This window comes from Zhongshania aliphaticivorans (genome assembly GCF_902705875.1).
GTDB lineage: Bacteria > Pseudomonadota > Gammaproteobacteria > Pseudomonadales > Spongiibacteraceae > Spongiibacter > Spongiibacter aliphaticivorans_A.
The window spans coordinates 831,670-855,629 of the sequence record NZ_CACSIK010000001.1 but is presented as its reverse complement, the minus strand read 5'-3'; the positions used below and the strand labels follow the sequence as shown (position 1 = coordinate 855,629).

General features: G+C 45.5%; 24 protein-coding genes and 1 pseudogene. 13 read left to right on the top strand and 12 right to left on the bottom strand.

The window, feature by feature from the left end:
- Positions 1-108: 108 nt before the first annotated feature.
- The 3 genes from AELLOGFF_RS03955 to AELLOGFF_RS03945 all read left to right on the top strand — a co-directional run bounded on the left by AELLOGFF_RS03955 (position 109) and on the right by AELLOGFF_RS03945 (position 3,205).
- Positions 109-1,302 (top strand): GAK system CofD-like protein, encoded by a 1,194-nt coding sequence (locus tag AELLOGFF_RS03955; RefSeq protein WP_159267455.1) that lies wholly within the window; start codon positions 109-111, stop codon positions 1,300-1,302.
- A gap of 159 nt (positions 1,303-1,461) precedes the next feature.
- Entirely contained in the window at positions 1,462-2,214 is a 753-nt protein-coding gene (locus AELLOGFF_RS03950; RefSeq protein ID WP_159267454.1) for a hypothetical protein, read from the top strand.
- A 31-nt stretch (positions 2,215-2,245) separates the two neighbouring features.
- A complete protein-coding gene (locus AELLOGFF_RS03945) occupies positions 2,246-3,205 on the top strand; it encodes a D-2-hydroxyacid dehydrogenase (protein ID WP_159267453.1) in 960 nt (319 codons plus the stop codon).
- Here the strand turns inward: AELLOGFF_RS03945 and AELLOGFF_RS03940 are convergent.
- Both AELLOGFF_RS03940 and AELLOGFF_RS03935 read right to left on the bottom strand, forming a co-directional pair.
- Complete coding sequence (locus AELLOGFF_RS03940) at positions 3,202-3,888, bottom strand: hypothetical protein (protein WP_159267452.1); 687 nt, start codon at positions 3,886-3,888, stop codon at positions 3,202-3,204. The two genes, AELLOGFF_RS03945 and AELLOGFF_RS03940, sit on opposite strands and share 4 nt — an antisense overlap.
- Positions 3,885-4,340 (bottom strand): VOC family protein, encoded by a 456-nt coding sequence (locus tag AELLOGFF_RS03935; RefSeq protein WP_159267451.1) that lies wholly within the window; start codon positions 4,338-4,340, stop codon positions 3,885-3,887. The genes AELLOGFF_RS03940 and AELLOGFF_RS03935 overlap by 4 nt, the downstream gene beginning before the upstream one ends.
- 130 nt (positions 4,341-4,470) lie before the next feature.
- Here AELLOGFF_RS03935 and AELLOGFF_RS03930 point away from each other — a divergent pair, with 130 nt between their 5' ends.
- From AELLOGFF_RS03930 to AELLOGFF_RS03910, 5 genes are read left to right on the top strand one after another with little or no spacing between them, the layout of a single operon-like run.
- Positions 4,471-4,902, top strand: a complete 432-nt coding sequence (locus AELLOGFF_RS03930; protein ID WP_159267450.1) for a DUF2141 domain-containing protein — start codon at positions 4,471-4,473, stop codon at positions 4,900-4,902.
- 44 nt (positions 4,903-4,946) lie between these two features.
- Entirely contained in the window at positions 4,947-5,819 is an 873-nt protein-coding gene (locus AELLOGFF_RS03925) for an NAD-dependent epimerase/dehydratase family protein (RefSeq protein ID WP_159267449.1), read from the top strand.
- 4 nt (positions 5,820-5,823) lie between these two features.
- The gene (locus tag AELLOGFF_RS03920; protein WP_159267448.1) at positions 5,824-6,618 is read left to right on the top strand and encodes an SDR family NAD(P)-dependent oxidoreductase; all 795 of its coding nucleotides are present in this window, start codon (positions 5,824-5,826) and stop codon (positions 6,616-6,618) included.
- Positions 6,619-6,648: 30 nt separating this feature from the next.
- Positions 6,649-7,461, top strand: coding sequence for a hypothetical protein (locus AELLOGFF_RS03915; RefSeq protein WP_159267447.1), 813 nt, complete (start codon positions 6,649-6,651; stop codon positions 7,459-7,461).
- A 9-nt stretch (positions 7,462-7,470) separates the two neighbouring features.
- Complete coding sequence (locus tag AELLOGFF_RS03910; RefSeq protein WP_159267446.1) at positions 7,471-8,763, top strand: MFS transporter; 1,293 nt, start codon at positions 7,471-7,473, stop codon at positions 8,761-8,763.
- Positions 8,764-9,062: 299 nt separating this feature from the next.
- On the opposite strand, the gene AELLOGFF_RS03905 is transcribed toward AELLOGFF_RS03910, so the two are convergent.
- The 3 genes from AELLOGFF_RS03905 to AELLOGFF_RS03895 all read right to left on the bottom strand — a co-directional run bounded on the left by AELLOGFF_RS03905 (position 9,063) and on the right by AELLOGFF_RS03895 (position 11,811).
- On the bottom strand, positions 9,063-10,058 hold the full coding sequence (locus tag AELLOGFF_RS03905; protein ID WP_159267445.1) for a DUF262 domain-containing protein: 996 nt from the start codon (positions 10,056-10,058) through the stop codon (positions 9,063-9,065).
- Positions 10,055-10,609 carry a hypothetical protein gene (locus tag AELLOGFF_RS03900; protein WP_159267444.1) on the bottom strand — a complete coding sequence of 185 codons (555 nt, stop codon included), beginning with the start codon at positions 10,607-10,609 and terminating at the stop codon, positions 10,055-10,057. The genes AELLOGFF_RS03905 and AELLOGFF_RS03900 overlap by 4 nt, the downstream gene beginning before the upstream one ends.
- Before the next feature lie 497 nt (positions 10,610-11,106).
- Positions 11,107-11,811: an SDR family oxidoreductase gene (locus AELLOGFF_RS03895; RefSeq protein WP_159267443.1), complete on the bottom strand. Its 705-nt coding sequence runs from the start codon at positions 11,809-11,811 to the stop codon at positions 11,107-11,109.
- Positions 11,812-11,903: 92 nt separating this feature from the next.
- On the opposite strand from AELLOGFF_RS03895, the gene AELLOGFF_RS03890 reads away from it, so the two are divergent.
- The 3 genes and pseudogenes from AELLOGFF_RS03890 (at position 11,904) to AELLOGFF_RS18205 (ending at position 13,453) form a co-directional block, all read left to right on the top strand.
- Positions 11,904-12,662: an arylmalonate decarboxylase gene (locus tag AELLOGFF_RS03890; RefSeq protein WP_159267442.1), complete on the top strand. Its 759-nt coding sequence runs from the start codon at positions 11,904-11,906 to the stop codon at positions 12,660-12,662.
- Positions 12,663-12,950: 288 nt separating this feature from the next.
- Positions 12,951-13,172, top strand: a complete 222-nt coding sequence (locus AELLOGFF_RS03885; RefSeq protein WP_159267441.1) for a TA system antitoxin ParD family protein — start codon at positions 12,951-12,953, stop codon at positions 13,170-13,172.
- 72 nt (positions 13,173-13,244) lie between these two features.
- Positions 13,245-13,453, top strand: a pseudogene (locus AELLOGFF_RS18205) (type II toxin-antitoxin system RelE/ParE family toxin).
- 27 nt (positions 13,454-13,480) lie between these two features.
- Here the strand turns inward: AELLOGFF_RS18205 and AELLOGFF_RS03870 are convergent.
- The 7 genes from AELLOGFF_RS03870 to AELLOGFF_RS03840 form a co-directional block, all read right to left on the bottom strand.
- Positions 13,481-13,747: a hypothetical protein gene (locus AELLOGFF_RS03870; RefSeq protein ID WP_159267440.1), complete on the bottom strand. Its 267-nt coding sequence runs from the start codon at positions 13,745-13,747 to the stop codon at positions 13,481-13,483.
- 108 nt (positions 13,748-13,855) lie between these two features.
- On the bottom strand, positions 13,856-15,193 hold the full coding sequence (locus tag AELLOGFF_RS03865; RefSeq protein ID WP_159267439.1) for a tetratricopeptide repeat protein: 1,338 nt from the start codon (positions 15,191-15,193) through the stop codon (positions 13,856-13,858).
- A 337-nt stretch (positions 15,194-15,530) separates the two neighbouring features.
- Positions 15,531-15,848 (bottom strand): hypothetical protein, encoded by a 318-nt coding sequence (locus tag AELLOGFF_RS03860; RefSeq protein ID WP_159267438.1) that lies wholly within the window; start codon positions 15,846-15,848, stop codon positions 15,531-15,533.
- A 91-nt stretch (positions 15,849-15,939) separates the two neighbouring features.
- Positions 15,940-16,974: an alpha/beta hydrolase family protein gene (locus AELLOGFF_RS03855; RefSeq protein ID WP_159267437.1), complete on the bottom strand. Its 1,035-nt coding sequence runs from the start codon at positions 16,972-16,974 to the stop codon at positions 15,940-15,942.
- Positions 16,971-17,924, bottom strand: a complete 954-nt coding sequence (locus tag AELLOGFF_RS03850) for an alpha/beta fold hydrolase (protein WP_159267436.1) — start codon at positions 17,922-17,924, stop codon at positions 16,971-16,973. Before AELLOGFF_RS03850 ends, AELLOGFF_RS03855 begins: the two co-directional genes overlap by 4 nt.
- A gap of 22 nt (positions 17,925-17,946) precedes the next feature.
- Entirely contained in the window at positions 17,947-18,594 is a 648-nt protein-coding gene (locus AELLOGFF_RS03845) for a glutathione S-transferase family protein (RefSeq protein WP_159267435.1), read from the bottom strand.
- Between the two features lie 54 nt (positions 18,595-18,648).
- Entirely contained in the window at positions 18,649-19,308 is a 660-nt protein-coding gene (locus tag AELLOGFF_RS03840; RefSeq protein WP_159267434.1) for a hypothetical protein, read from the bottom strand.
- Positions 19,309-19,524: 216 nt separating this feature from the next.
- On the opposite strand from AELLOGFF_RS03840, the gene AELLOGFF_RS03835 reads away from it, so the two are divergent.
- Entirely contained in the window at positions 19,525-20,766 is a 1,242-nt protein-coding gene (locus AELLOGFF_RS03835; RefSeq protein ID WP_159267433.1) for an efflux RND transporter periplasmic adaptor subunit, read from the top strand.
- The gene (locus AELLOGFF_RS03830; protein WP_159267432.1) at positions 20,766-23,882 is read left to right on the top strand and encodes an efflux RND transporter permease subunit; all 3,117 of its coding nucleotides are present in this window, start codon (positions 20,766-20,768) and stop codon (positions 23,880-23,882) included. The genes AELLOGFF_RS03835 and AELLOGFF_RS03830 overlap by 1 nt, the downstream gene beginning before the upstream one ends.
- Positions 23,883-23,960: the final 78 nt, after the last annotated feature.

Here is a 23,960-nt window from a genome sequence, read left to right as displayed (position 1 = left end):
AATATAGCGATATCATGTGCCAATTCTGACCGATAGAACACCTATTGTCTGTTACAGAAATAAGACAACCGTCATATTATCAGCCACAAACACAATGAATTTATTGCTATGACCAGTATTCGCGTTACCCGCAGCCTCACCATTCCAGACGCCCTACGCATCAGCCGCTATAAAAAAATACCTGAGCTTGGTCCTCGTGTTTTATTTTTTAGTGGCGGGTCTGCTCTCAATAGCCTGTGTAAAACGCTCAAGAACTACACACATAATTCCGTACACCTCATAACGCCCTTTGATTCTGGCGGCAGCTCAGCTGAATTACGCAAAGCTTTTGACATGCCATCAATAGGAGATCTTCGCAGCCGTTTAATGGCCCTGGCTGACGAATCGGTATTAGGTCACCCTGAGGTGGTCGCGCTATTTAATCACCGGCTCGACAAACACTTATCCCAAGAGACCTTAAAAGCAGAGCTAGCCGAACTGATCCGTGGTAAATCACCGCTGATTAATGACATTGCCAACCCCATGCGAAAATTAATTTGCAATCAACTGGGGTACTTCTTTAATGCGATGCCAAAAAACTTTGACTTGCGCGGTGCAAGTATTGGCAACCTTATTTTAACGGGAGGCTATTTAAATAATCACCGCCATTTAGACCCCATTATTTTTCTGTTCTCAAAGCTCGTCAATGTACAGGGTACGGTAAGGGCCATTGTTAATGATGACCTGCATCTGGGGGCCGATCTTGAAGATGGCAGTGAATTAATAGGCCAACATTTACTAACCGGTAAAGAAGTGCCGCCATTAAACTCTGCCATCAATCAGATTTTTTTATCTGAACACCCAGACATTAAGTCGATTAAATCAACCGCAATACGCAAGAAAACCCGCAAGCTCATCGAGTCAGCCGAATTAATTTGCTATCCACCCGGCAGCTTTTTTTCATCACTATTAGCAAACTTAATCCCAGAGGGTGTAGGTAAAGCCATTGCTGAGAACGACTGTCCAAAAGTATATATCCCCAACTTAGGCAGCGACCCAGAGCAATTCAATATGGACTTAACCAGTTCAGTAGAACGCTTACTAGCTCAACTTCACGCGGGTTGCGATCCCGATACAAGTAATCAGCAGTTGTTAAATTTTGTCTTGCTCGACAGCCGCAATGGCATCTACCCCTCTCGATTATCAACCGCGGTACTTAAGTCCTTAAATGTCGAACTTATTGATACCCGCCTTGTTAGCAAACAAAGTGCACCCTACTACGATAATGAACTGTTGGTCTCGGCATTAATGTCACTGACGTAAGCTCACCGCAAATTTATCTCAACATGATCAAGTTTGAATTAAACGAGACCTTAGTAACACGGCAGTGATTTATAAACGAAGCGCGCGCCATCATTACCGCCTTGACAGAAGATGATGAGCAGTTAACACTCTGTGGCATGTACAAAGTGTGAGCTTGCTGTGTCTACCTTCCCCTTCTTTACCCCGCCTGTATTCTCCTTAGATAGTTGGCACACCCTATACACGCTTATATTGGTGATAACCGCTGCTATTAGCTTTATTGGTTTAAGAAATAACCGTGGCGATATAAATCACTATTTGCCGAGCAATGCATGGCGAAGAGCCATTATCTATTTCTGCGTTTGTTCATTGCTTAGTGTATTTACCGGTGTCACTGATGCTTTATTACTTCGCCCAGTTGCCAGCACAGAAAATATTAACGATCCACTTTGGCTATGTTCATTTCTCGTATGCACTGGGTTTATTATTTTTGCGTATGGCTATATTTGGGCCAGAGGCACTTATACAGCGGGTCGGCCATGGCACCCTGTTAGCTGTTCGCTATTTGGAATTATGTGGGGATTAAGTCAGGGCCAACTCTTTTTGAGCTTTTGGGCGCTATGTGAAATCTTCAATATGAGTTTATTGCTTACCGCTTTACTCACAGCCGTGACGATCTCCATTTACAATGGACTTTGGCAGCAACATTACTGGGATCACTATGTATCGCCTGACCACAACATTGCAGAATGGAATCTGCGCAAAGTACTTTTATGCCACGTTCCTAACTTAATTTTGACGCTTTCTTTCTTGAGTGTTTACGGTAACATCCAGTTGTATCTATTTTTGCAAACCACTGCACTGCTTATTTCAAGTCATCGCATGCACTTTCCTCATTGGGCAGATCGCAGCGTTTCACTTAGCAAGACCTAAAGCCAAGTAATTCACCTAAGGTAAAACAACTATGCACGGCGTTTTTTTAGATACCGACAGCTTTTCACCGTCGGATATTCATTGGCAAGGCTTAAAAGACAGCATAGAAAGCTCAGAGATATATGCACATACATTGGCAACAGAGACAGCGGCCAGAATCGCAAACGCCGATATTATCTTCACCAATAAAGTACACATCAACCGTGATCATTTTGCACACGCTAAGAATCTGAAATTGATTGTTGTGCTAGCCACCGGCACCAACAATATCGACCTCGTCGCAGCCGCAGAACATAAGGTGACGGTATGCAATAACATTGCTTATTCAACGACCGCGCTTGTAGAGCATAGCGCCATGTTAATGCTCGCGCTTATGCGCCAACTAAGCAGCTATCACCACAGCGTACAACAGGGAAAATGGCAGCAGCATGATCAGTTTTGCATGCTAAACCCACCCATACGGGAATTGCGTGGCAAGACCTTGGGCATTATAGGCTATGGCGCATCCGGCAAAGGTGTCGCTGATTTTGGCCGCGCGATGGGCATGAATATTCTTGCATGGCAATCCTGCCGCAGCCAAGCAAGTCATCAACAACCGCCTCGTTTACCACTCACTGAACTGCTACCACAGTGCGATATTGTCAGCATCCACTGCCCGCTTACTTCAGAAACAAAACACCTTATCGATTATGCCGCCTTAACCTTAATGAAACCCAGCGCAATGTTGATCAACACGGCGCGGGGTGGGATTGTTCACGAACATGATTTAGCACACGCCTTGAATCAAGGTCTCTTAGCTGGGGCTGCTGTAGATGTATTAAGTGAGGAACCGCCGCGCAACGGCAATCCACTGCTAGATTGCCATCACCCAAATTTAATTATCACCCCTCACAATGCATGGGCAAGCTGCGAATCTCGGCAAGTACTGATCGATCAATCTATCGAGATTGTAAAGGCCTTTCGAGCGGGAAAACCCATCAATCAAGTTTAGGTTTTACTTCCGCTTATTGAATGACGCAATTCTACCCGCCACTGGGACTGACTATCTTGCTGCCAACAATAGCGCGCTAATATGCCAGCACGGTTGATATAAAACAGATCACCGCTGCTGTATTGGTCGCCCTTAAACGTCCAACGTTCACATGGTATTTCCATTGTCTCAGTGCTAATAACTTCGTCCCCCAAATATTCACACTGTCTAGACGTTAGCAAAGGTAATAACTTTTCCTGCGCTGAACTAGCCGGCCGAATGTCTGGAATAACGACCTGAGTATTGCCACCACATTTTGCAATGTGTTGAATTAACGCAGCGGTATAAATGCGCATCAAAGGGTAAATTGGCCCCGCAGGAAGAACTGTTTCCGGTTGCTCTTGGCCATCAATTTGGCGATAACACACACCGGCTTCATTGTCATAGAACACATCAACATCTTGCTCGGCTCGCCATTGAATACGAACTTGCTTGAACATCCCTTCGCTTAAAATAGCCTGACTACGCAACTCAAATACATCGGTGAGTGCTCGACTACTTTCAATTAACTCAATGCCACCATCTTGCTCATAACGGCACCACTGTTCTTTAATTGCTTGCAACTCGTCATTGAGATAATAGACGTATTCACCCGCTGCCAATGCTTTTCCGCCGCCAACAAAGGTGTAATCAACGCTACTCATTCTGCAATTTCTATCAATTCAATCAAATGCCCACCCGTGGTTTTTGGGTCTAAATACACCAGAGTTTTATTGCCAAATGTGACCGGGCCAGCGGGGGTCACATGGCCCGGCACAATCCCTTTGTCGGCGAGTAGCGACATAACCTTGTCCAGTTCTCTAACCCGCCAAGCGGTGTGGTTAATGCCCCCCGCGCCTGAGGGATAGGTCTCGATTAACGCCTTCAAATCAGGATCACAAGCCTCAATCAACTCAAATTCAGTACCCGCAACGCTGAAAAAAGCAAAGCGGCTAGGACTGTCCACCCCAGCCTCTGGCTCCAAGCGCACTGACGTTAGGTCCACACCATAAATCTGTGCGAATTCGGCCAATGATGTTTCAAGGTCATCGACAACATAGCCAATATGCTGAAGACCAAGAAAGTAGTCCTGTATGGTTGCCGCGATATTTCTCATATTTTTCCAATGACACGCTAGATATCAAACCAATAATGTATTAATGTTATATCATTAAGCGAAGAAAGTAACACGAAAACATCGTTTCAACTCATATTATCGGCATGTCACTTATTGAGAGAGTAATTACATGATCACCCGCGCTATTACCCTGCTTGCCCTCAATCTCTTTTTTGCTTCTCCCTCTGAAGCCGACAGCGTGAATCTAAACGTGCTAGTTGACGGTATAAAACAAGAGACTGGCACCATAGTGGTTAGGGTATACAACAAAGACAATTGGCTAAGTGATGCCCCCCTTCAAACTGCAAGCCTAGCGCTGCCAGCTGATTACAGCGGAAGCGCCGTCACCATCCCTATGGACATTGCATTGGGCAATTACGCTTTTACCGCTTATCACGATCTCGACGACAACGGCCAAATGAATAAAACCGTGATTGGTCTGCCTGCTGAGCCAGTCGGATTATCCAATGATCATAAACCCCGTTTTGGTCCTCCACGCTACCGCAAAGCTGAAATCACCATTGGCAGCGACACTAGCGAAATACGTATTAGCTTAGATTAATCATGTTTCGATTTTTACGCTCAAGAACAAAAGGCAACGTTAAGATGAAAGTTTTCATACTCGGCATGGGTCATGCTGGAAAAGCATTGGCAAATCGCTTACGCAGCGATGGCCATCAAATTATTGGTAGCACCACCACCCCCGAAAAAGTAAATGATCTCTATAATTATGCCGACGAAGTCGTGCTGCTCAAAGGCAGTGACACGGCAAAAGTCGCGGCTGCCGCCACCGGCTGCGATGCGATTATTGTCACCGTTGCCCCCAATATTCGCAAAACGCGAACCCGAGAAGAGCGCGAAACTGAATACCATGAAACGCTGGAAAAAAGCTGTATTAACGCAGCAAAAGCCTCGCCGCGAGTGATTTTCTTATCCTCATTTTCTGTTTACGGTAACGGTGGTAGTGGCACTGATCCCATTGACGAACAAACCCCAACCGCTAATCACGAAGAACCCTCGTCGCGCTACTATCAGGCTGCAGAGCAAGCCGTTCTCGGTTCATCTACAGGATGTGTACTGCGCTTTCCCGATATGTATGGCGCTCCTGGGGATATGAGTTTTCCCGATCGCGTAAAAATGGCTCATAATTTTTTTGGTGGCAAAGTTGTTTTTGGCCCTAATGCACCGCTCTACTGCATTCACTTTGAAGACGTCATAGAAGCCGTTAAGCACGCCGTTGATAACACCCTTTGCGGTGTATACAACGTCTGCGACAACGACAACCTACCGTATACAAACAAACAGGTATTCGATGCGATTACCGACGCCCAAGGCCTCAGCCGCTTAGAGTATTTAGACCAAATTCAAGCGCCAAACCGCAAAATTTCGGCACAGAAAATTTACAACACAGGCTACCGGGTGAAGCATCCAGACCCCAATGCCCTGCTGGTCGAAACACACACCACGCAAGAGGCCTAAGACGATGGCCAATATCGTTATCACCGGCAGCACAAAAGGTATTGGCTTGGGACTGGCCCGTGAATTTGCTAGAGGCGATCATCAGGTTCTTATCGCGGGGAGTCATCAAGCCAGCATAGACGATGCCCTGCACACACTAAAAAACTGCGGCACCGTTTACGGCAAGGTTGCTGATGTCCGCGATTTTCAACAGGTGCAAGCCCTGTGGGATGAAGCCCAACACTTATTTGGCAGCGTAGACATCTGGATTAACAATGCCGGGCTAGCCCGTACAGTGTGGTCCATCGTCGACACCCCACACGACGAAGTACAAGCCATGATTACCACCAATATGCTCGGCACCATTAATGGCAGCAAAGTAGCGGCCTCTGGCATGTTGCAACAAGGCCACGGCAAAATATTCAATATGCTTGGCGGCGGTAGCGATGGCGAAACCTTTCCTGGCATGGGGATTTATGGCAGCACCAAGCGCGGTCTGGATTACTTTACCAATGCATTGGTAAAAGAACTAAAAGACACACCCGTCATCGTCGCCAAAATTCGCCCCGGAATGATTATTACCGAGGGGGTTATTCGCGAAGCCAAAGCTGATTTTGACAACTTTCAAAAATCCCGAAAAATGATGAACAACTTAGTCGACACCGTCGAAACCGTCGCGCCTTGGTTGGTAGAACAAATTCTTGCCACCACAAAATCGGGTCATAAAATTCGCTGGCTCAACGGAAAAAAAATCGCAATACGAATGTTAAAAAGCCGTATCAAAGCGCGGCAAGATCAGTTCGAAGCCTTCGGACTTTAATTTTTCTAAGCAACCACTTTTGAGGCACTCATGACCGCCGATACCAAAACCATTGACCAGTTTCTTGCAGAAAATCCAGACGTTGATGTCAGTAAAGCGTGGGAGCGCAGCTTCCATATTCTAACCGACATCAAAAATCGTATTGCCGAACGTTTTTCCGATTTCCAATTAGACCCAAACTGCGAGGGGCGTGAATATTACACCTCTCCCAACGGCGAATTTGAAGGCTCTATGCAGGCATGGTCTGGCAAGGGTGTTGAGTGGCTAGTCAATTCTTGGCTGGGCAATCGCAAGGCCAGTATTCTTGATATGAACGCCACCGCCTTTCTTGGCCAAGAAACCGATGTGCCGCATTTCATTATGGTTTTTGGCACCATTCCAAAACTGTTTTTCTATTTTGATTTTACTCCCCGCAGTGATATTCGCATTGACGAAGAGTATCTCAACAAATATTACGGCGACGAAGCCAACGCCGACTTCCTCGAATTGCGCGGCCATCCAAACTTCCAATGGTCTGTAAGCCACGGCCCGTATATGCGCGCATTGTTATCACCCTCTGCACTCAGTTTAAGCGCGGAGCTGACTGACGAAAACATCGATATTCTAGAAGATTTTGCCTACCGTTTTTTAAATCGCTGGCTTGGCTGGTTAGATAACGCCACCCCCGTGCCAGAAGAAAAACGAGCCGAGCTACAACGCTATGACCACAAAGTGCGTGAACTCGGTTATCGACTAGATCCCATGAACAAACTGGCCGCCCAAGTCTTTGGCGAAGATCAGGTTGAACACATGATCGACGTGCGTATGGGCAAAGATCAAATGCAAAAAAGTAAAACCTATTGAGGAAACACCATGCGAGCCCTTGGCATAGAATTATCTGAGGGCATTCGCCCACGACACCTCACCGCCTATTTAATTGCCGCCTTTATTTCATCAGGCTACGCGGGTGCATTGGCCGTACTGCAACCCGGCCTATTAGCCACTCTGGGCTACGCCACGGCTGACCAAGCTCATATCACAGGGCTTCTCGGCGCGGCTCAAGAGGCGGTTTTAATTCTTACCATGGGCCTATTTGGCGTATTCGCCGACCGCATAGGCCGGCGCTCGGTTTATGCCTTTGGACTTAGCTTCACCGCCCTTGGTTTTATTATTTATCCCTACGCCCAAAATCTTCCCCAGCTCATTGCGTTTCGCTTAGTTATCGCCCTTGGTGGAGCGGCAATGATCGGCATGATGGTAACGGTGATTGCCGACTACAGCAGCGACAAAGACCGTGGCAAAGCCAATGGCTTGCAAGGGCTCATTGCCACGTTTGGTGCATTCATTCCACCGATACTGGGTATTTTACCCGGCATCTTTGTCAGCAAAGGATTCACTGAGCTTGAGGCCCAACAAGCGAGCTTTGGAATTGGTGGCGCCATGGGGATTGTTGGCACCGCCGTTGTCCTCATTGGCTTGGCACCCAAAACAACAGTCTTGGTAAAACAAGCGCAAGAGCCACTATCCACCATGCTCAAAAAAGGTTTGGCCGCCGCCAAAGACCCCGGCGTGGCTCTGAGCTATGGCGCTGCATTTATTTCCCGAGGCGATCTTGCTGTTACGGGAGCCTTTATGGGTTTATGGCTGGTGCAGTTTGGCACTCAAAACTTGGGCATGGCACCCAGTCAAGCCATGCAAGAACTTGCGGTGCCACGCATTTTAACCACGGTAACGGGCGCGATGATTGGCGCCATTGCCATGGGATTTATCGCCGACAAAATTCGCCGTAGCACCGCGGTAACATTAGCAGCTGGACTCGCTGGCTGTGTATACCTCAGCGTCGGCCTTGTCGATGACCCAACCTCACCCTGGGTCTTTGCCTTACTGGGAATAATGGGTGTGGCCGAAATCAGTGCCTTTGTATCTAGCCAAGCACTAGTAGGACAGCAAGCACCACGTGCTCGCCGGGGAGCCGTCATCGGATTTTTCGGCGTTGCCGGTGCCGTTGGTATCCTCGTCGGCACCGCCGGTGGTGGCTGGTTATTTGCGGCATTTAGCCCCAGCGCACCCTTTGTACTTTTTGGGGTTTTAAATATGCTTGTTTTCATCAGCTCGCTAATAATTAGGTCAAAAATTATCAACCCAAATTCAGCTGAGCCTGGCTAATCATTACATTGCGTTGATTCACCCGTAAGGTGTCTGCGTTTGCTACCTTATGGTGAAAATGGCCCGAGGCCAACTTATGGTAAACGCTGTTATCGTGCGCCATAAACGAGGATTAAGGTAAATTAGTGGGGAGGTGCCAAAGTAAATTGAAGGAAGCAATCCATCGTAAGCGGACACTGAGCGGAGTAATTCTACAGCCTCAACACCTTGCTCTTCCGCATTTTTGAAATGGAGAATTTTGTGCTATTTAAGCACAAAAGGCGCAACGAAAAAAATGTCGACAGGAGCAACTTGTTAGCTTAAACGATTAAATTTTGAATAGCATTCCCTCGTAGAATCCTATTATTTCTATCGTTACTACCCTGAAGAGCAGCTTTATAATAGTCGTTAGCTATTGGGTCTTTCTCTTTATTTTCAGAAGCCTTTTCAACTTTTTCAAAAAATTCATCTATATTCGCCCGGGTTTTCGAGATATCAATTTTTTTCTTGTGAAGATACAAAGCTTTGTAAATTTCAATAAAAATACTATAAAAATCCGCTTTTTTAAATGCTCTGGATGAAGTAGGAAAATTTAGCCTTTCAATGCTGTTAATAACTTTACTAATACGCTCTTCGAATTCTTCAGCCCTATCAAACTCTTCGTTATAACGCTCCAAAAGCGGTTCTATTTCTTTGTCTCGATTAAAATAACCTACGATAATTGCAGACAGCATTCCTAGGCAAAATCGAACATCATTCATTCGCTTGATATCTGTTGGTGTGAAAATTCGATAAGTGCTAAAAAATTCCATCTCAGACATCGTCTCAGCAAACGTCTTGAATCCACCGGCGTACCTTGAGTTGTGGATTTCCATTGTGTTAAGACCATAGCTAGTAGAGTTAATTCTCTGAAATATTTCTTTTACCTCATCGATAGGCTTGCTCCCCAAATCCCTTACTACAACTTCATACTCCAAAAACTCTAATTGTTTTTGCTCATCAAGCTTTGAATATTCGACTAGCTCTGCAGGTAATTTTAAATCCTCTGAACCTTTAAAATATTGGTATAAAGTAGTTATTCTTTGCTGGCCATCGACTAGTAACTCGCACCCCTCCCCAGTTTTCGGGTCGACCTTTCCAGCAGCAATATATATTTCTGGAAACGGAAAACCCTCAAGAACAGTTCGCACAAATGCCACTTTGTCTTTATTTGACCATACTAAACGTCTTTGAAAATCTGGTTGAGGCACAAGGGATTTATTACTTATTGCCGTCAATAAAACACGTAAACGCCGATTGGTTGCGGATGTTCTCATGTCTTCACCTCAGTTAAGCACTGTTCTACGCATATTTTTTGATACTCTTGTAAGAAAAACCACGATTGATACAAACCACCCCTAATTTTGTAAGGACCATATCTTTCAGAGATTGTTAGCTTATTAAAGAAATTCCACCAATCCTCCGTAAAACTAAAGTACTTACTCGATGGTAACTTGTCTGGTCTAATCCAGCCCTCAGAGAGATATTTAAAAAAATCAGCTGATTTTGGCCAATATGCCCCGCTTCTTTGATATAAATATGCCTCTTTCCAAATCTTCTGAAATAGCTCTGTCGAAACGACCGCTATATCAATATCAGATTCGTCATTAAACGCACCGTAACGTCTTTGAGGCTTTATACTAAATCCTAATTTTCCAGATCCAACAACTAGTACATCATTAAACTCAACATCAAAATACTCACATATGTCCTCTTTTAGCTGATAATAATTAGCGTTATCCAGCAAGTGGCATGCACCGTTAAATATATGTTTTCTTACAATCTGAAGACTATTTAAGAGCCTTAAATCGTCTTTGAATTCATTCATATATCCAGCTTCTCAAATAGGAGCTAACAGTTTTATCTAGAAGACTGGGGCCATATATCACTTTGGCTCCCTATCTCTGAACCAGGATTCAGAATGGCGTCAAAAACCATAGCCATATCATGCACTTGATTGTATTTCGTGGAATTGACTATCTGTGTTAGCAAGACTGGCTCCCTCTATTTTTTCTGAAATCCTTTCTCCTGATCATAAACCCATATCTCAAGAAATCAACAACTTAGACAGCTACCCGCAGAATTAGTGAGCCCGCTTCTACTGAACACCCTATTAATAAAGGTGAACGAGATTTAGGTCTGCCGAAGAATAGGTCTAATTTAACGCTCACTTACTGACTTTAAATCCCATCACAAGAGTCAGCTCGCAGCCAAATTCTGGGTAGCCCTGAACGGCATATTTGAATTTCAACTATCCAAGAATCACAACTTTGTCATTTTATGGCTCAACCTTACGCCAGCTTTGAGGTGAATCGACAATGGTCTTCACCAAGGCCAAATTTTTCGTTCTCGGTATAAACCACCGCTTTGGCCTGATGCCAAGGTTGCCAGCCACACCGTGGTATCCGCGCCTTCCGCAACACTCAATGGGGCATCATCGCCCCCTAACGCGGTTTTAACCCAGCCAGGACAGCTGGCATTAACCAAAATATCGGGATACACCTTTAGCTCACAGGCTAATAATGCGGTAAGGGAATTCAATGCTGTCTTCGACGACCGATAGGCCAAAGTCGATCCTAGCTGCACATCCTGTAACGATCCCAATTCGCTAGACACATTAACAATACGGCCGCTGCCATCCGCGATCATGGCGGGAATAAAGGCTTGGCAGAGTCGCAGCGCGCCGTAAAGATTGACCTCCATGGTTTGCCGCCATAGATCGATATCTAACTCAAGGGCAGGCACCCACTGATCTAAGGCAACCCCCGCATTATTAATTAAGATATCTATTTTGACGTGTTCAGATAACAATCTAGCGGCGAGGGTATCTACACTTTCCTGCGAGCACACATCCAATTGCACCACTGTTACCGAAAGCCCCTGCTCTATCAGTTTATGTAGTTGCTCAGCAGAGCTTAGTGATCTCACCGTTGCAAAAACATGAATCCCTTTTATAGCCAACTGGCGCACTGTTTCTAAACCAATGCCGCGATTTGCCCCCGTCACTAGCGCCGTTTTAAATTTCGTCATTTTTTCCTCGCCAAGCTGCTATTACATTGATAATATTATATTGATATATCAATATATTTAATAGTGTTTTACGAGCAACACCGGAGCGCACAATGGTCGATTATTATGGCTACCGTAAAAAATTTGCGGTACTTGTCCCATCCACAAATACGGCAGTAGAAACCGAGTATCACAAGATGTGCCCCGAAGGCGTGGTACTGGCAACGCGGGCCTGTGTTATTCCACCCATGTCGGTCACCGACGAAGACAGCTTTGTGGCACTGGTTAAAGCTATTGGCAACGCTACTGAACAAGGTTTGCGGGACGCCCTGACGGTATTACCTGACCATGTTATTTTTGGATATTCCGCTGAAACCTTCTGGGATGGCAAAGATCGCTCCGACCGAGAATTTGAACGTTACAACAGCATTGCCCAAGCCGAAGGCGGCTGTAATATTACCTTTGGCGCCCAAGCCATTATGGATGCCTTAAAATGCTATCCCGGCGTAAAGCGCATTGGTGTCATCACCCCATATATGCCTGTTGGTGACGGCATGGTGGTAAAATTTTTAGCCGATATCGGTTATGAAGTCGTGCGTATAGAAGGCCACAAATCTGACAGCCCTGTCAGCATTGCCTATGAAACGTCTGGCGATAACCGCGCACTGGTCAAAAAGGTAGATGGTGACGATATAGATTTGATTTTACAGGCCGGTACGAATTTGCACTTTGTTGAATTAGCCGCGCAGCTAGAACAAGAATTAGGAAAACCCGTTTTAGCCATTAACGCCATCACCTTTTGGCATGCGCTCCGCAATAATGGCATCCCCGACCGCATTAAAGGATTTGGCTCGTTGTTAGCAGAGAACTAATACCCCCTAGTCGGCTTTCAATTCACCAATGCTCCCCGCTTGGCCACCGTCTGCTAAAAATCAGACACAGCCAAAAGAAAACAGAAGCCGACTAAAGCTCACCTTTTAGTCTTAGTTACTGCCATCTACAAAATTAATGATAAGAAAATTCCGCTTTATCAGCAGCATAATTTGCGGAGGCATTGGCCCGCAACCGGAAAAAAGCCATCAAGACAAGGCTGATGCAACTTGCCACATTTGTAGCGAGAAGATACATTTTACTAATACCAACCTACAGAGGATATCGCTATGGCTACATCAAGCATACGATTAGACCAAGACCTAATTGATAAAGCCACAATCATGGCAAAAGCGCTGAATAGAACACCGCCAAAACAGATTGAACACTGGGCTAAAATTGGTGAAATGATGGAGGATAATCCAGATTTACCTTATGAATTTGTAAAGCAAGCGATAATAGCAAAAGCTGAAAAAGAGGAGGGGAAATTAGAGGAATACGACTTTGGCTAAGGTTGCCAGCGTACTTCAAACCCCTACTTTAAAAAAAACAGTAAAAAACTCAGCTCAACTCAAAAGAATGATTTGGACGCTGCAATTAAGGCGCTAATGAAAGACTCAATACTAGGTGAACAAAAAAAGGCGACCTAGGATTTTTACGTGTCCATAAATTCAAAATGAACAAGCAACAGACCTTACTTGGCTATAGCTATGACGAAGGAAAACTGATTTTAGAATTACTGGCACTTGGTTCACACGAAAATTTCTATCGTGATGTTAAACGCAACAGATAGCGTCATCATGCAGCGTTTAAAGCGGTATTACGTTTTCGCCTGATACAGGGTGAAACTAGGCTGGTCGTCTGTCTTTATCATTAGCTGGGCTTGCTCAGGTTTATCCCACGCCACCTGATAAAATAATGCAATAAACTCATCTACATTTAAGTAATCTATTGCCGCAATAAACACATTACAACTTAAAGATTTATTCCCACCTGAATGGGCATCCACACATTGAAGCCTAGAACCCTGGTAATGCGTATATAAGTAGTCATTTAATGTATCGACGCTTCCGTAATCGCTATTCATCCACGCGCCATCATGTATAGCCGTCGTCAATATTATATTAGTAATACAGGTCATGTTATTTCCAAGTACAAATATCCCGCCGCTTACGGCAGTTTTTTACATACAAAATCAGTACGGGACAGATTTAAGCATATATTCTTTGTTCTGCAACTTACCAACATACGAGGTTGGTATTTCAGCGCAATACGCCCCATTGACTATTCTAGAATGGTAAGTGCATATAGTTGTATTGTTTTTATCTAATATCGACCATTTCACTTTTTCACAAGCAGTCTTTTCTCCCAACTTAACATTTAGGGTGGCCGCGCCTTCATTCATACCGATGTGATGGTTTTTAATAATCATTGCATTTTCAGGAAAATCGACACTTCCACAATCACTACTATGAAAACAACTGTCATGAATCATAACGTCAGTTTTTATTGACGGCCAAACATATTGGGCTAGAAAATCCTGGTCCAAATGCGTTCTTGATGTGTGTATATTCTTATGAAATGAATCAATCATCTTTTCAACATCACTGAACACACCCGACACGCCACCAAACATACCGGCTAATATCAACGTTGCATGCGTATAATAATCTCTCAAGATATGAAAAGACTTATTTGACTCAATCCAATCATCAACAGCAACCGCTTCTTTTAAATTAACAACCGAGTCACAATCTCTAACAATATACCGATCTATCGTTTTGTCGCTCATAACCAAAAATCGCCAAAAGAGCATATCCTTGGGGTCTTTTGATGTCTTTTTAAAAATCACCTCAGCACCATTGTTTTTTAATCTTTCAATGACGTCTACCGGAACATTGTCACTACAATAAAACCGGCACGTCCAGTGAGGATATATTTCTGGTGCTTTAATTGAATTTATAACTGCATTTTCACAATATCTTGGGCTGTCACCAAATAATGAAAACGAGATAATATTTTTTGACTTATCATTTTTATTTAGTGATTTTACGGAAACATCAGCTTCTCTATGCGAAGGGTATGAGTCTACTTCTTTCTCTTTTAATAATAATGACTTGATACCAGAAGCCCTAGCGTTTTCAAAATCTGAAATGAGCATATAGTTTTCTGACAAGATGTCGTATACCTCATAATTAGCATCATCTGATCTCTCTGCTAATAAAGCGTATTTTATTGCTTGCTCTGGAGATTTAACAAAATGAAAGCCTTTTGACAAAGTAATGATTGAATCAACATCATTGGGCTTTAGAGAAAAAATATTCTTGGCATACTGCAGTGCATCATTGTGCAGTCCAAGATAATTAGACATGCTGAACATGCCATGCAAGTCATTAACCTTATCTTTTACATTGCATAGTTTTTCATAAAATGGATTTTTAACCATTTTATGATAGACCTTGAGTGCTTCCCCCACTCTGCCATTAAGATATAACTCTTCGCCATTCTTCCTCAATTTTTGAATTTTGTTCAAAGTATTAACCCTTGTACAACCATGAATAGAATGACACTGCTAATGTATATGTCTATATGCAAATTTATTCGTACTCAACATTATCACCAATATGGTCAGACTATCGCCAACCATCTTAAATATCAATGAGTTACAGATCTAGCTCACTAGGCAAGAGGGATGATTGTGTTACAGGTGATGGCGGAACGCTTAGAAGATATTAATAGCTAGCAAACACCGTCTTAATCGATGCCGGCTTATAAGATAAAGCTTAATCACAGCAGGAGGGCCGGATTAAGCTATACGCAGAAAGGGTTAACTTCGGTAACGAATTGGGCAAGAACCCACACCACTCACCTTATGGATTAGTGGCGACGCGCTGGCTCAGCTCAGCTGGCTTATCTGCCCCTACTATGTATTTACCCAAGCGACAGGCTTTGCTAGCCGCCCGCATTTTTTTAGTTTCGCACTGTGAGGCATCAGCTCCACCAATACACCACTTACGGTCTTCACGGATTAACTCATACTGCAGACCATTAGCGCAGCTTACATCGTAGTGAACAACATTATCAGCGGCGTAATAGCTGAGTTTGACAGGCTTGTTAAACGCATCAGCATTAACACTGCTAGATACGCCTAGCGCAAGAATCATAAAAGCAAATAGTGTTTTCATCATTACCCCCATTATTAAATATTGAGGGGTGTACGCAGATAAAAACTGATTGGATTACCCAAACAGCCTTAAATAATGCAAATTTTATATTTGATTAATGGGTATGCAATTCGGCAAAGCCACCGCTGGTCGCACTTAACTCTAATTGATCAAGCCACTCCATGGCCTGAAGATCACCATTCACATAGGCAAGAAGAAAGAGTGTCGATACCGCATTTACGACATTAAGGGCATCGTGTTGCGGCTCTGCATCTCGATCTGGCCGGCATATTAGGTTGCCCAGATAGTGATCCGCACCCTGCACGACAAGTGCATATTGATGGCCATCTGGCGCAGTATCAAAACTCATTTTATGGTCGCGCCAATCCGGCCAGAACTGCGCGTTTACATCGTGCGTTCCCGTTGACATCAAGACTGGACCGTGCATCTGCGTCCAACTCTCTGCGGTAATTTCATCAAACATTGGACCAGGCGGTGACAGTGCCACCACGGCATTAACGCGACGATCATCAGCAGAAATATCGCCCTTTTCTGTTATCGCCCGCGCACCTGAAAATTGCTGGGCCGTAAAAGCACCAAAACTATGCCCTGCCACCGCAACACGGTTGGCGTCCAAACGCAGCGGTAATAATTCTTGTAGCTCTTCAATATGATCCAGCAGATAATTTATGTCCGCCACTCGCTGGGCAATTAAGCCATCATTGCCATGACGCAGGGCATTGAAAATACCTCTGGCCATATTTTTGCCATCTAAGTGAGTGCCAGCAATCACCACAAAACCGTAACTTGCCCAGTGCGATAAAATGTTGTCGTAACGGTCTTTATCCGACCAATTGCCATGAGAAAAAATAATGACGGGGGCTGGCTCTTCGCTAAAGGGATACCACACTCGCAGATCGATCATGCCGCCCTGCTCGGCTTTAAGACCAACCCGTTCGATCAGCTGATACTCATAAGAACCTTGGGGATAGCCGGGGATGCTCTCTAATGCTGCTCGCTCAGCGCCTAGCGGCGTGGCCTCTTCTAATACCAGTGGCTCACCGCATGCCGAGAGCAGTAAACACAACAATAACACCGCCCAACAAGGATTTATTTTAAGGCTAAAAAAATCACCGCGATCCACAATCATAAACTGCCCCTAAAACGATCGAGCAGTGTCGCCGTTATTTCTGGCCGCTCGACAGGCAGTAAATGCCCTGTCCCATCAACAATCTCAGAGGTAATCGATTCGGTATTTGTCATCAAATTTTCAAACTGGGTCATAAGTGCTACCGGGAGTTGGGGGTTTTTCCGCCCCCAAATAATTAAGCTAGGCGCCCGTATTGCCCCTAGCACTTCACTCGGCTCACCGGCATCAAAGCTCGCCATGCGCTGCATTTCTGCTTGCCGATTACCCTTATGCCTAAACATATCGTGAAAACGTTCAACCAGACTCTCACTCACTACCGTCTTGTCTACCACCATCCACTCTATAAATTTGCGATAAGCGATGGTGGGTATAAAATAAAAAACGCGATAAAACCACGGTGGAATGCCGGCAGCGCTGCGACGGCTACTCTGCTGGCGTTTAATACCGCCAGAATTAATCAGCACCAAGCCCGCTGTGCGCTCAGGAAATTTGGCGGCATAATGAAAAGCAATATTGCCACCTAATGACGAACCCACCACCAAGGCAGATTTAACATTTAACTTATTTAACAGCGCATCCAGAATCGCCACATCGCGGTCCATACTATAATTCGATTGCGCATCTGGACCGCTAAGGCCATGAGATGTCATGTCATAACGAATCACTGCATGACCTGGGGCCAAGTGGCTTATTACATCGTCCCACATTAGCGAATCAAAATAATGAGAGTGTAATAAGACCCAAGGCGGCCCTGCGTTTAGATCACCACTGACTCGATAAGCAATCGGCGTACCTTCTAAGTCAGCAAACTGCGCACCCTGACCGTAGCGAGCAACAAGCTCGGCAGTGGGTATATCGCGATAAGCCAGCAAACTCCATGCGATATACGCCGCAATAACAAGCAACAAGGTCGCAACGCCGAGCAACAGCACTTTTAAGAATTTAGCCAACTGCTATCTTCTCCACGTTCAATTAATTCGCCGGTGACATCATGGCTTTTAAGCCGGCAGCCATCTCACCCAACACCCGCTTGGATGCCGCCTGCTCTTGCGCCCATGCCCAGCGTTCGGCCAGTACAGGGGTTGCCAATAGCGGTTCATTTTCGCCAAAAAAGGGCGACAAACTCACCACATAAAACAACACCGGCATCACCACACAATCCGCCAAACTAAGGCTAGAGGAAGGAGCTAATTCCGGTAATTCATACCATGCCTGTAGCCGTTTAAGTTCTGCACTCAGGTTTACCAAGGCGGCATCAACAACTTGCTGATCTCGTGGCGAGGCTTTCATTTGTTGAAAAAGAGGGAACAACGCTTGGGCAAAATACAAATCGACATAGCGAATCATGGCGCTTTGCTGACTGCGCTGCCATGCATCTTCTGGTGTTAGCTTGCCATCGGGATATAGCGCCTCTAAGTATTCCATAATCGCGGTAGATTCAGACAAATAGCGATCGCCATGCTTTAACACCGGCACCTTGCCCATCACCGTTAAACTGCGGTATTCCTCACTTCCCATACCACCCGGCGGGTCGCAAAGATCGACGGCTAAATCGCGCTCATAAATTAACATTCGTACCCGAGCGGCATAGGGTGAATGTGGCAAATTGTATAATTCCATTACTGCGTCTACCTCTAAGATTCTTGTTTAAGCAAGGGCTTACTTAGCACCTAGTTACAGCAAATGCACACCCAGTGCGGCACTCACAAACAGCCCCAACCAAATAATTGCGACAAAGGGACGGCTACGACTGACCGCTGACTCTAAAATGTCATTAACTTCATCGCTAGGGCCGTCCTGCATCAACTTGGTAAAGGCGGGAACAAAGGGTTTTAGCTGAATACGAATACCCACTCCACAGGCCACTAGCAAGGCAAAGATAAACAGCTTCCAAGCCACCCAATCGGCGGTGATCAAGCCTGATATGAATTGCGCAGCCACTAAAAACACTAAAATTGCCAGCAGCACCGCCACGCGAAATCCAAAATCAAATTTCGCCAGCATGGCGGTAAAGGGCTTGCCCTCAAAGCTATATAGAATCAGAACATTAGCCAGCCACACCAAACCAATCAGCCAAGTGGCTAACAAACCAACACCATTAAGCGGGACAACGCCAAGGATGGTGGCCAGATGAACACCCAGCGAAAACATCAGCGGCATCGCCAATTTTGGTCCCTGATCACAGGCAAGCATGATTTTGGTCGCCACTAACCTGGCTTCATTACTCAACTCACGATTAACCAAATACCGACTTGATAAAAATGTACCCAAATCACCGCCCAACCAGTACACAAAACCAAGAATATGTAGGTATTTCAGTAAAATATATTCCATTACACCGCCTAAATAGGGAGAAAATTGTCACCCGCCGCCTATATAAATATTGCAGCAGAGGTCGACAGATGCACAAATGTATTAATATAATAACATTATATCTTTTGTAAGTTTAGCCAGTTTCTCCACACAAGGTCAACTGACAACATCGGCAACAAAGCCCGCCGTGGCAAGACAGCTAAAACTGAGCGGTCGCAGCGCATAAAAGGAATACCCATGCCAAAATTACTACGCCAACTCTTGCCACTGGTTATTCTCGTTATCGGGGTTCTTACTGCTCGCACCTTACTCAGCGGCCCGAGCTCGCCACCGCCCACAGTGCAAACAGCGCCACCCCCGCAGGATGCTATTTTTCAACTCGTTGAGCCACAACTGTTACCCATCAAGGTTGCCGCCAATGGAAAAATTAGCAGCCGTAGAACAGTCGATATCGCAAGTGAAGTCGCTGGTAAGGTTATTAAAACCTACGATATTTACAAAGTCGGTAATTCAGTTGCCGACCAACAGCCTTTACTTCGTATAGACGGTATCGAAGTTAAAACTGAGCTCAGCCGTGCCCAAGCCAAGCTAGCCGAAGCCAAAGAACAACTGGCCAGTGAACAGGGACGAGTCGCACAAACAAAAAGAGAATGGCGTGATTTAGGCTCAGATGAGGCCAACGCCCTCTTCCTTCGCAAGCCTCAATTACACAAAGCAGAACGCGCCGTCGACGCCGCCGAAGCCGAGCTAAAACTCGCGCAGCGCAATGTAGACCGACTTGAACTACGGGCCCCCTTCCCCGCCGTCATAGATCATATTGATGCCGAATTAGGCCAATACCTTAGCAAAGGCGCCACTGTCGCCACCTTAATTGATATAAACGCGCTGGAAATCGCCTTAGAAATAAGCCCCAAGCAATATCGTTTATTAAATTTTAATGCCACGGATTATGACCAAGGTATTCCGGTAACACTCCACAATAACGGTGTTTCTTTAACGGCAACCATCCGCCGCGCTGCCGCTAGTTTGAACACGGATAGCCGGCTTTACACCTTGTACGCTGAGCTGGACGATGGCCAACTTGCCTTCACCCAAAACCAGCTCAGAATAGGCACGTTTTTAGAGGCAGACATCCACGCAACACAGCCAAGCCTGTTACTTGCCGTACCCTCTGATGCTCTTTATGAGCAGCGCTTTCTGCGTATTATCGATGCCCAAAATGCCCTGCAACTGATGCCAGTCACCGTTGCCTTTACCAATGACGACACCAGTTATATCATCACCACAGATCAACAAGCCCAGCGTGTCGTACTCTCTGACTTGGCCAGCAATACCGAGGGCACAGCGCTACTGCCAATTGCTAATACACCAAGCAGCACCTCTGCCCCCAATAACACAGCACCGTCACCGCAGCCTATCAAACCCAGTACTAGCAAGCCCACAAATACTGAACCCAGTGAAGAAGCGGGTAATCAATAATGAATCACATCATTCATTGGTTTATCCGCAACCCCATCGCCGCCAACCTCCTGATGGCGCTTATTTTCATTGGCGGCGTGTCCACCTTTGGTCACGTCGATAAGAATTTTTTCCCTGAGCGTATCGTCAACAAAGTTCAAATTGATGTTGTCTACCCAGGCGCCTCACCACGTCAGTCAGAAGAACAAATTTTAAATCGAATAGAAGACGCCATTCGAGATGTTAATGGCATCGACAAAATAGAATCTAAAGCCTTGGAAAACGGCGTTTCCGTCACCGTTGACGCCCTAGCAGATTACAACACCCAAACATTACTTAACGACATTAAGGCAAAAGTAAACGCATTGTCCGAGTTACCCAGCGATGCCGAAAGCCCACAAATTTATGAACAGCAATTTCGCAGCATGGTAATTAGCATTGCCATTAGTGGCGATATTAGTGAAGCGGAATTAAAAACATTAAGCGAACATTTACAGCGACAACTATTAGAAAAAGCGTGGATACCCATTGTTGAGCTCCGCCAACCACGAGACTACGAGGTAAGCATTGAAGTTGCCGCCAGCACCTTGGATGAATACGACCTCAGCTTTACCGAGTTAGCGCAAATATTACGGCGCGCCTCCCTGAATGTTTCTGCGGGTGATATTCAAAGCGTAAGCGGCGACATCCAAATTCAAGCCCGTATGCAATCTTACCAAGGCCGCGATTTTGCGAATATCCCCGTCATTAGCACCGCCACAGGTGGCCAAGTTAAATTGGGTGATATCGCAACAATCAAAGATGGTTTTATCGAAGACGGGCTATACAGCCAATTTGACGGTTTACCCTCGCTATCCCTCGACATCTACGTCGCCGAGAATGCCGACATTCTTAAAACCAGTGCCGCCGCTCACAACTTCATTGAAGAAATGCAAAGCCAACTGCCAAACGGCGTTAGTCTTAGCTTATGGCGCGACCAATCAAAAGAATTTCGCGGTCGATTAAACACCCTCATTAACAATGGCTTTGGCGGCCTGATCCTGATCTTTGTTATTCTCTTATTATTTTTGCGTCCCATGCTGGCATTTTGGGTCTGCTCTGGCATCGCCATTTCTCTATTAGGCGCAATCTGGCTTCTGCCCACAGCAGGCATCAGCCTGAATATGGTCTCGCTATTCGCCTTTATTATGATATTGGGTATTGTCGTTGACGACGCCATTATTGTCGGTGAATCCGTATACAGCCACCACAGCAAAGAGGGACCGGGCGCCGCCTCAACCTATCGCGGAACTGCCTCGGTAAGTAAACCGGTGATCTTTGCCGTTATTACCACCATGATATTTTTTATTCCTTTTTTAAACTTACCGCCGGAGTTCGCTGAACCCTATAATCTTGGTGTGGTTGTGTTGGTTGCACTGAGTTTTTCGCTATTAGATTCGCTCTTTATCTTGCCCGCCCACTTGGCACATATGAAGCCCGAAACACCTAGTAAAAACCCTGTACTAAGTGCGCTCGAGAAACTAAGACATAAGGTAGCTCAGGGTTTAGACTATCTTACTCAATCAATATACCGGCCTATATTACTTCGCTGTTTACACTATCGCGGCATTACCGTGGCGACCTTTATTGCCTTATTTTTAATTGTAAGTTCACTGTTATTTGGCGGTTGGTTACGCAGTAGCTTTTTTCCTATTGTCCCTTTAGATCTCGTCGAAGCCCGTTTCACCCTTCGCGATGGAACCCCTTTTCATCAAGCCGAAGAATTTGGCAAACGCGTTGAGAATGCCGCATTACAGTTAAAATTAGATATTAACAAGCAGTATCAAAAACCCTTCATCGGTCACATAGAAACAGCCATATATGGTGAAACCGTTAGGGTTTCAATGGAGCTTCTCAATGTGGAGGAGCGCCCCTTTGACACGGAGCGGTTAAAGCAGCAATGGCTAGAAAATAGCGGCTCAATTGCCCTAGTTCGAGATTACATTATTCAATCCACCTTAGCGCCAACCGCTAAACCCATAGAATTACAAATTAGCGCCCTAGACACTCAACAATTACAGCAACTCTCCAAAAAACTGGAACAGCGCTTAGCCGAAATGAGTGGCGTTTATGATATTCGCAGCAAGCTTAATGAAGCCCTGCCGGAGTTGCGTGTACACCTAAAACCCATGGCCGAAACGCTGGGCATTACCGCAGAAGATGTGATCGGTCAGCTGCGCCAAGGTTATTACGGTGAAGAAGTACAACGCATTCCCCGCGCTCAAGAAGATGTCAAAGTGATGCTGCGCTACCCTCAAACCGAAAGGCAGCAACTGGCGCAATTACTAGAACATAAAATTCGCAATAACACCGGAAATGACATCCCACTTGATATGGTTGCCGATCTTGAATTTGTGGACGCCTTAAAAGAAATCCGCCATATCGATGGACTGGTTGCCACCACTATCACCGCGGAAGTTGAAGACGGATTCAACGCCAAGCAAATTACCAGCAGTATCTTGACCAATGATGCGGTGGAATGGGCGGCTATTTTTCCGGGCAGCAAAGTTCGCCGTGAAGGGGCACAAGAGTCTCAGGAAACCTTCATTTCTGAACTGTTTCAAATGGGCCTGCTGTCGATCATTCTAATTTATGGTCTATTCGCGATTGTCTTTCGCTCATACTGGCAACCATTGCTGGTACTGTCAGCCATCCCTTTCGGCTTGATGGGCGCCATACTTGGTCACATTCTCTTTGGCCGCGAAATCAGCATGTTCTCCATACTCGGCGTTGTCGCTGTTGCCGGCGTCGTCGTTAATGACAACTTGGTGATGCTAGACCGAATAAATCAATTACTGGCAGAAAAAGTAGAGATTCAACGCGCCATTATTCAAGGTGCAAGTGATCGCTTTAGGCCAATCATACTCACCTCGCTAACCACCTTCACCGGCATGATGCCGATTATGTTAGAGGGCAGTATTCAAGCCCGCTTCTTAATTCCCATGGTGTTATCGCTCGCCTTTGGCGTACTCCTTGCCACCACCGTAACCTTATTATTTGTTCCCGCCCTCACCTCGATCATGATGAGCTTAACAAAGCCACATAAGAACACGGAGACAAACAATAGTATTGAGGTAGACACCAGAACACCCAGCTAGGCATTCCTAGCTGGGTTGGCGTAAAAGAGACTAAAACGAAACACTAGGGCAAAAGAAGTGGACCCACGCACGGGAAAA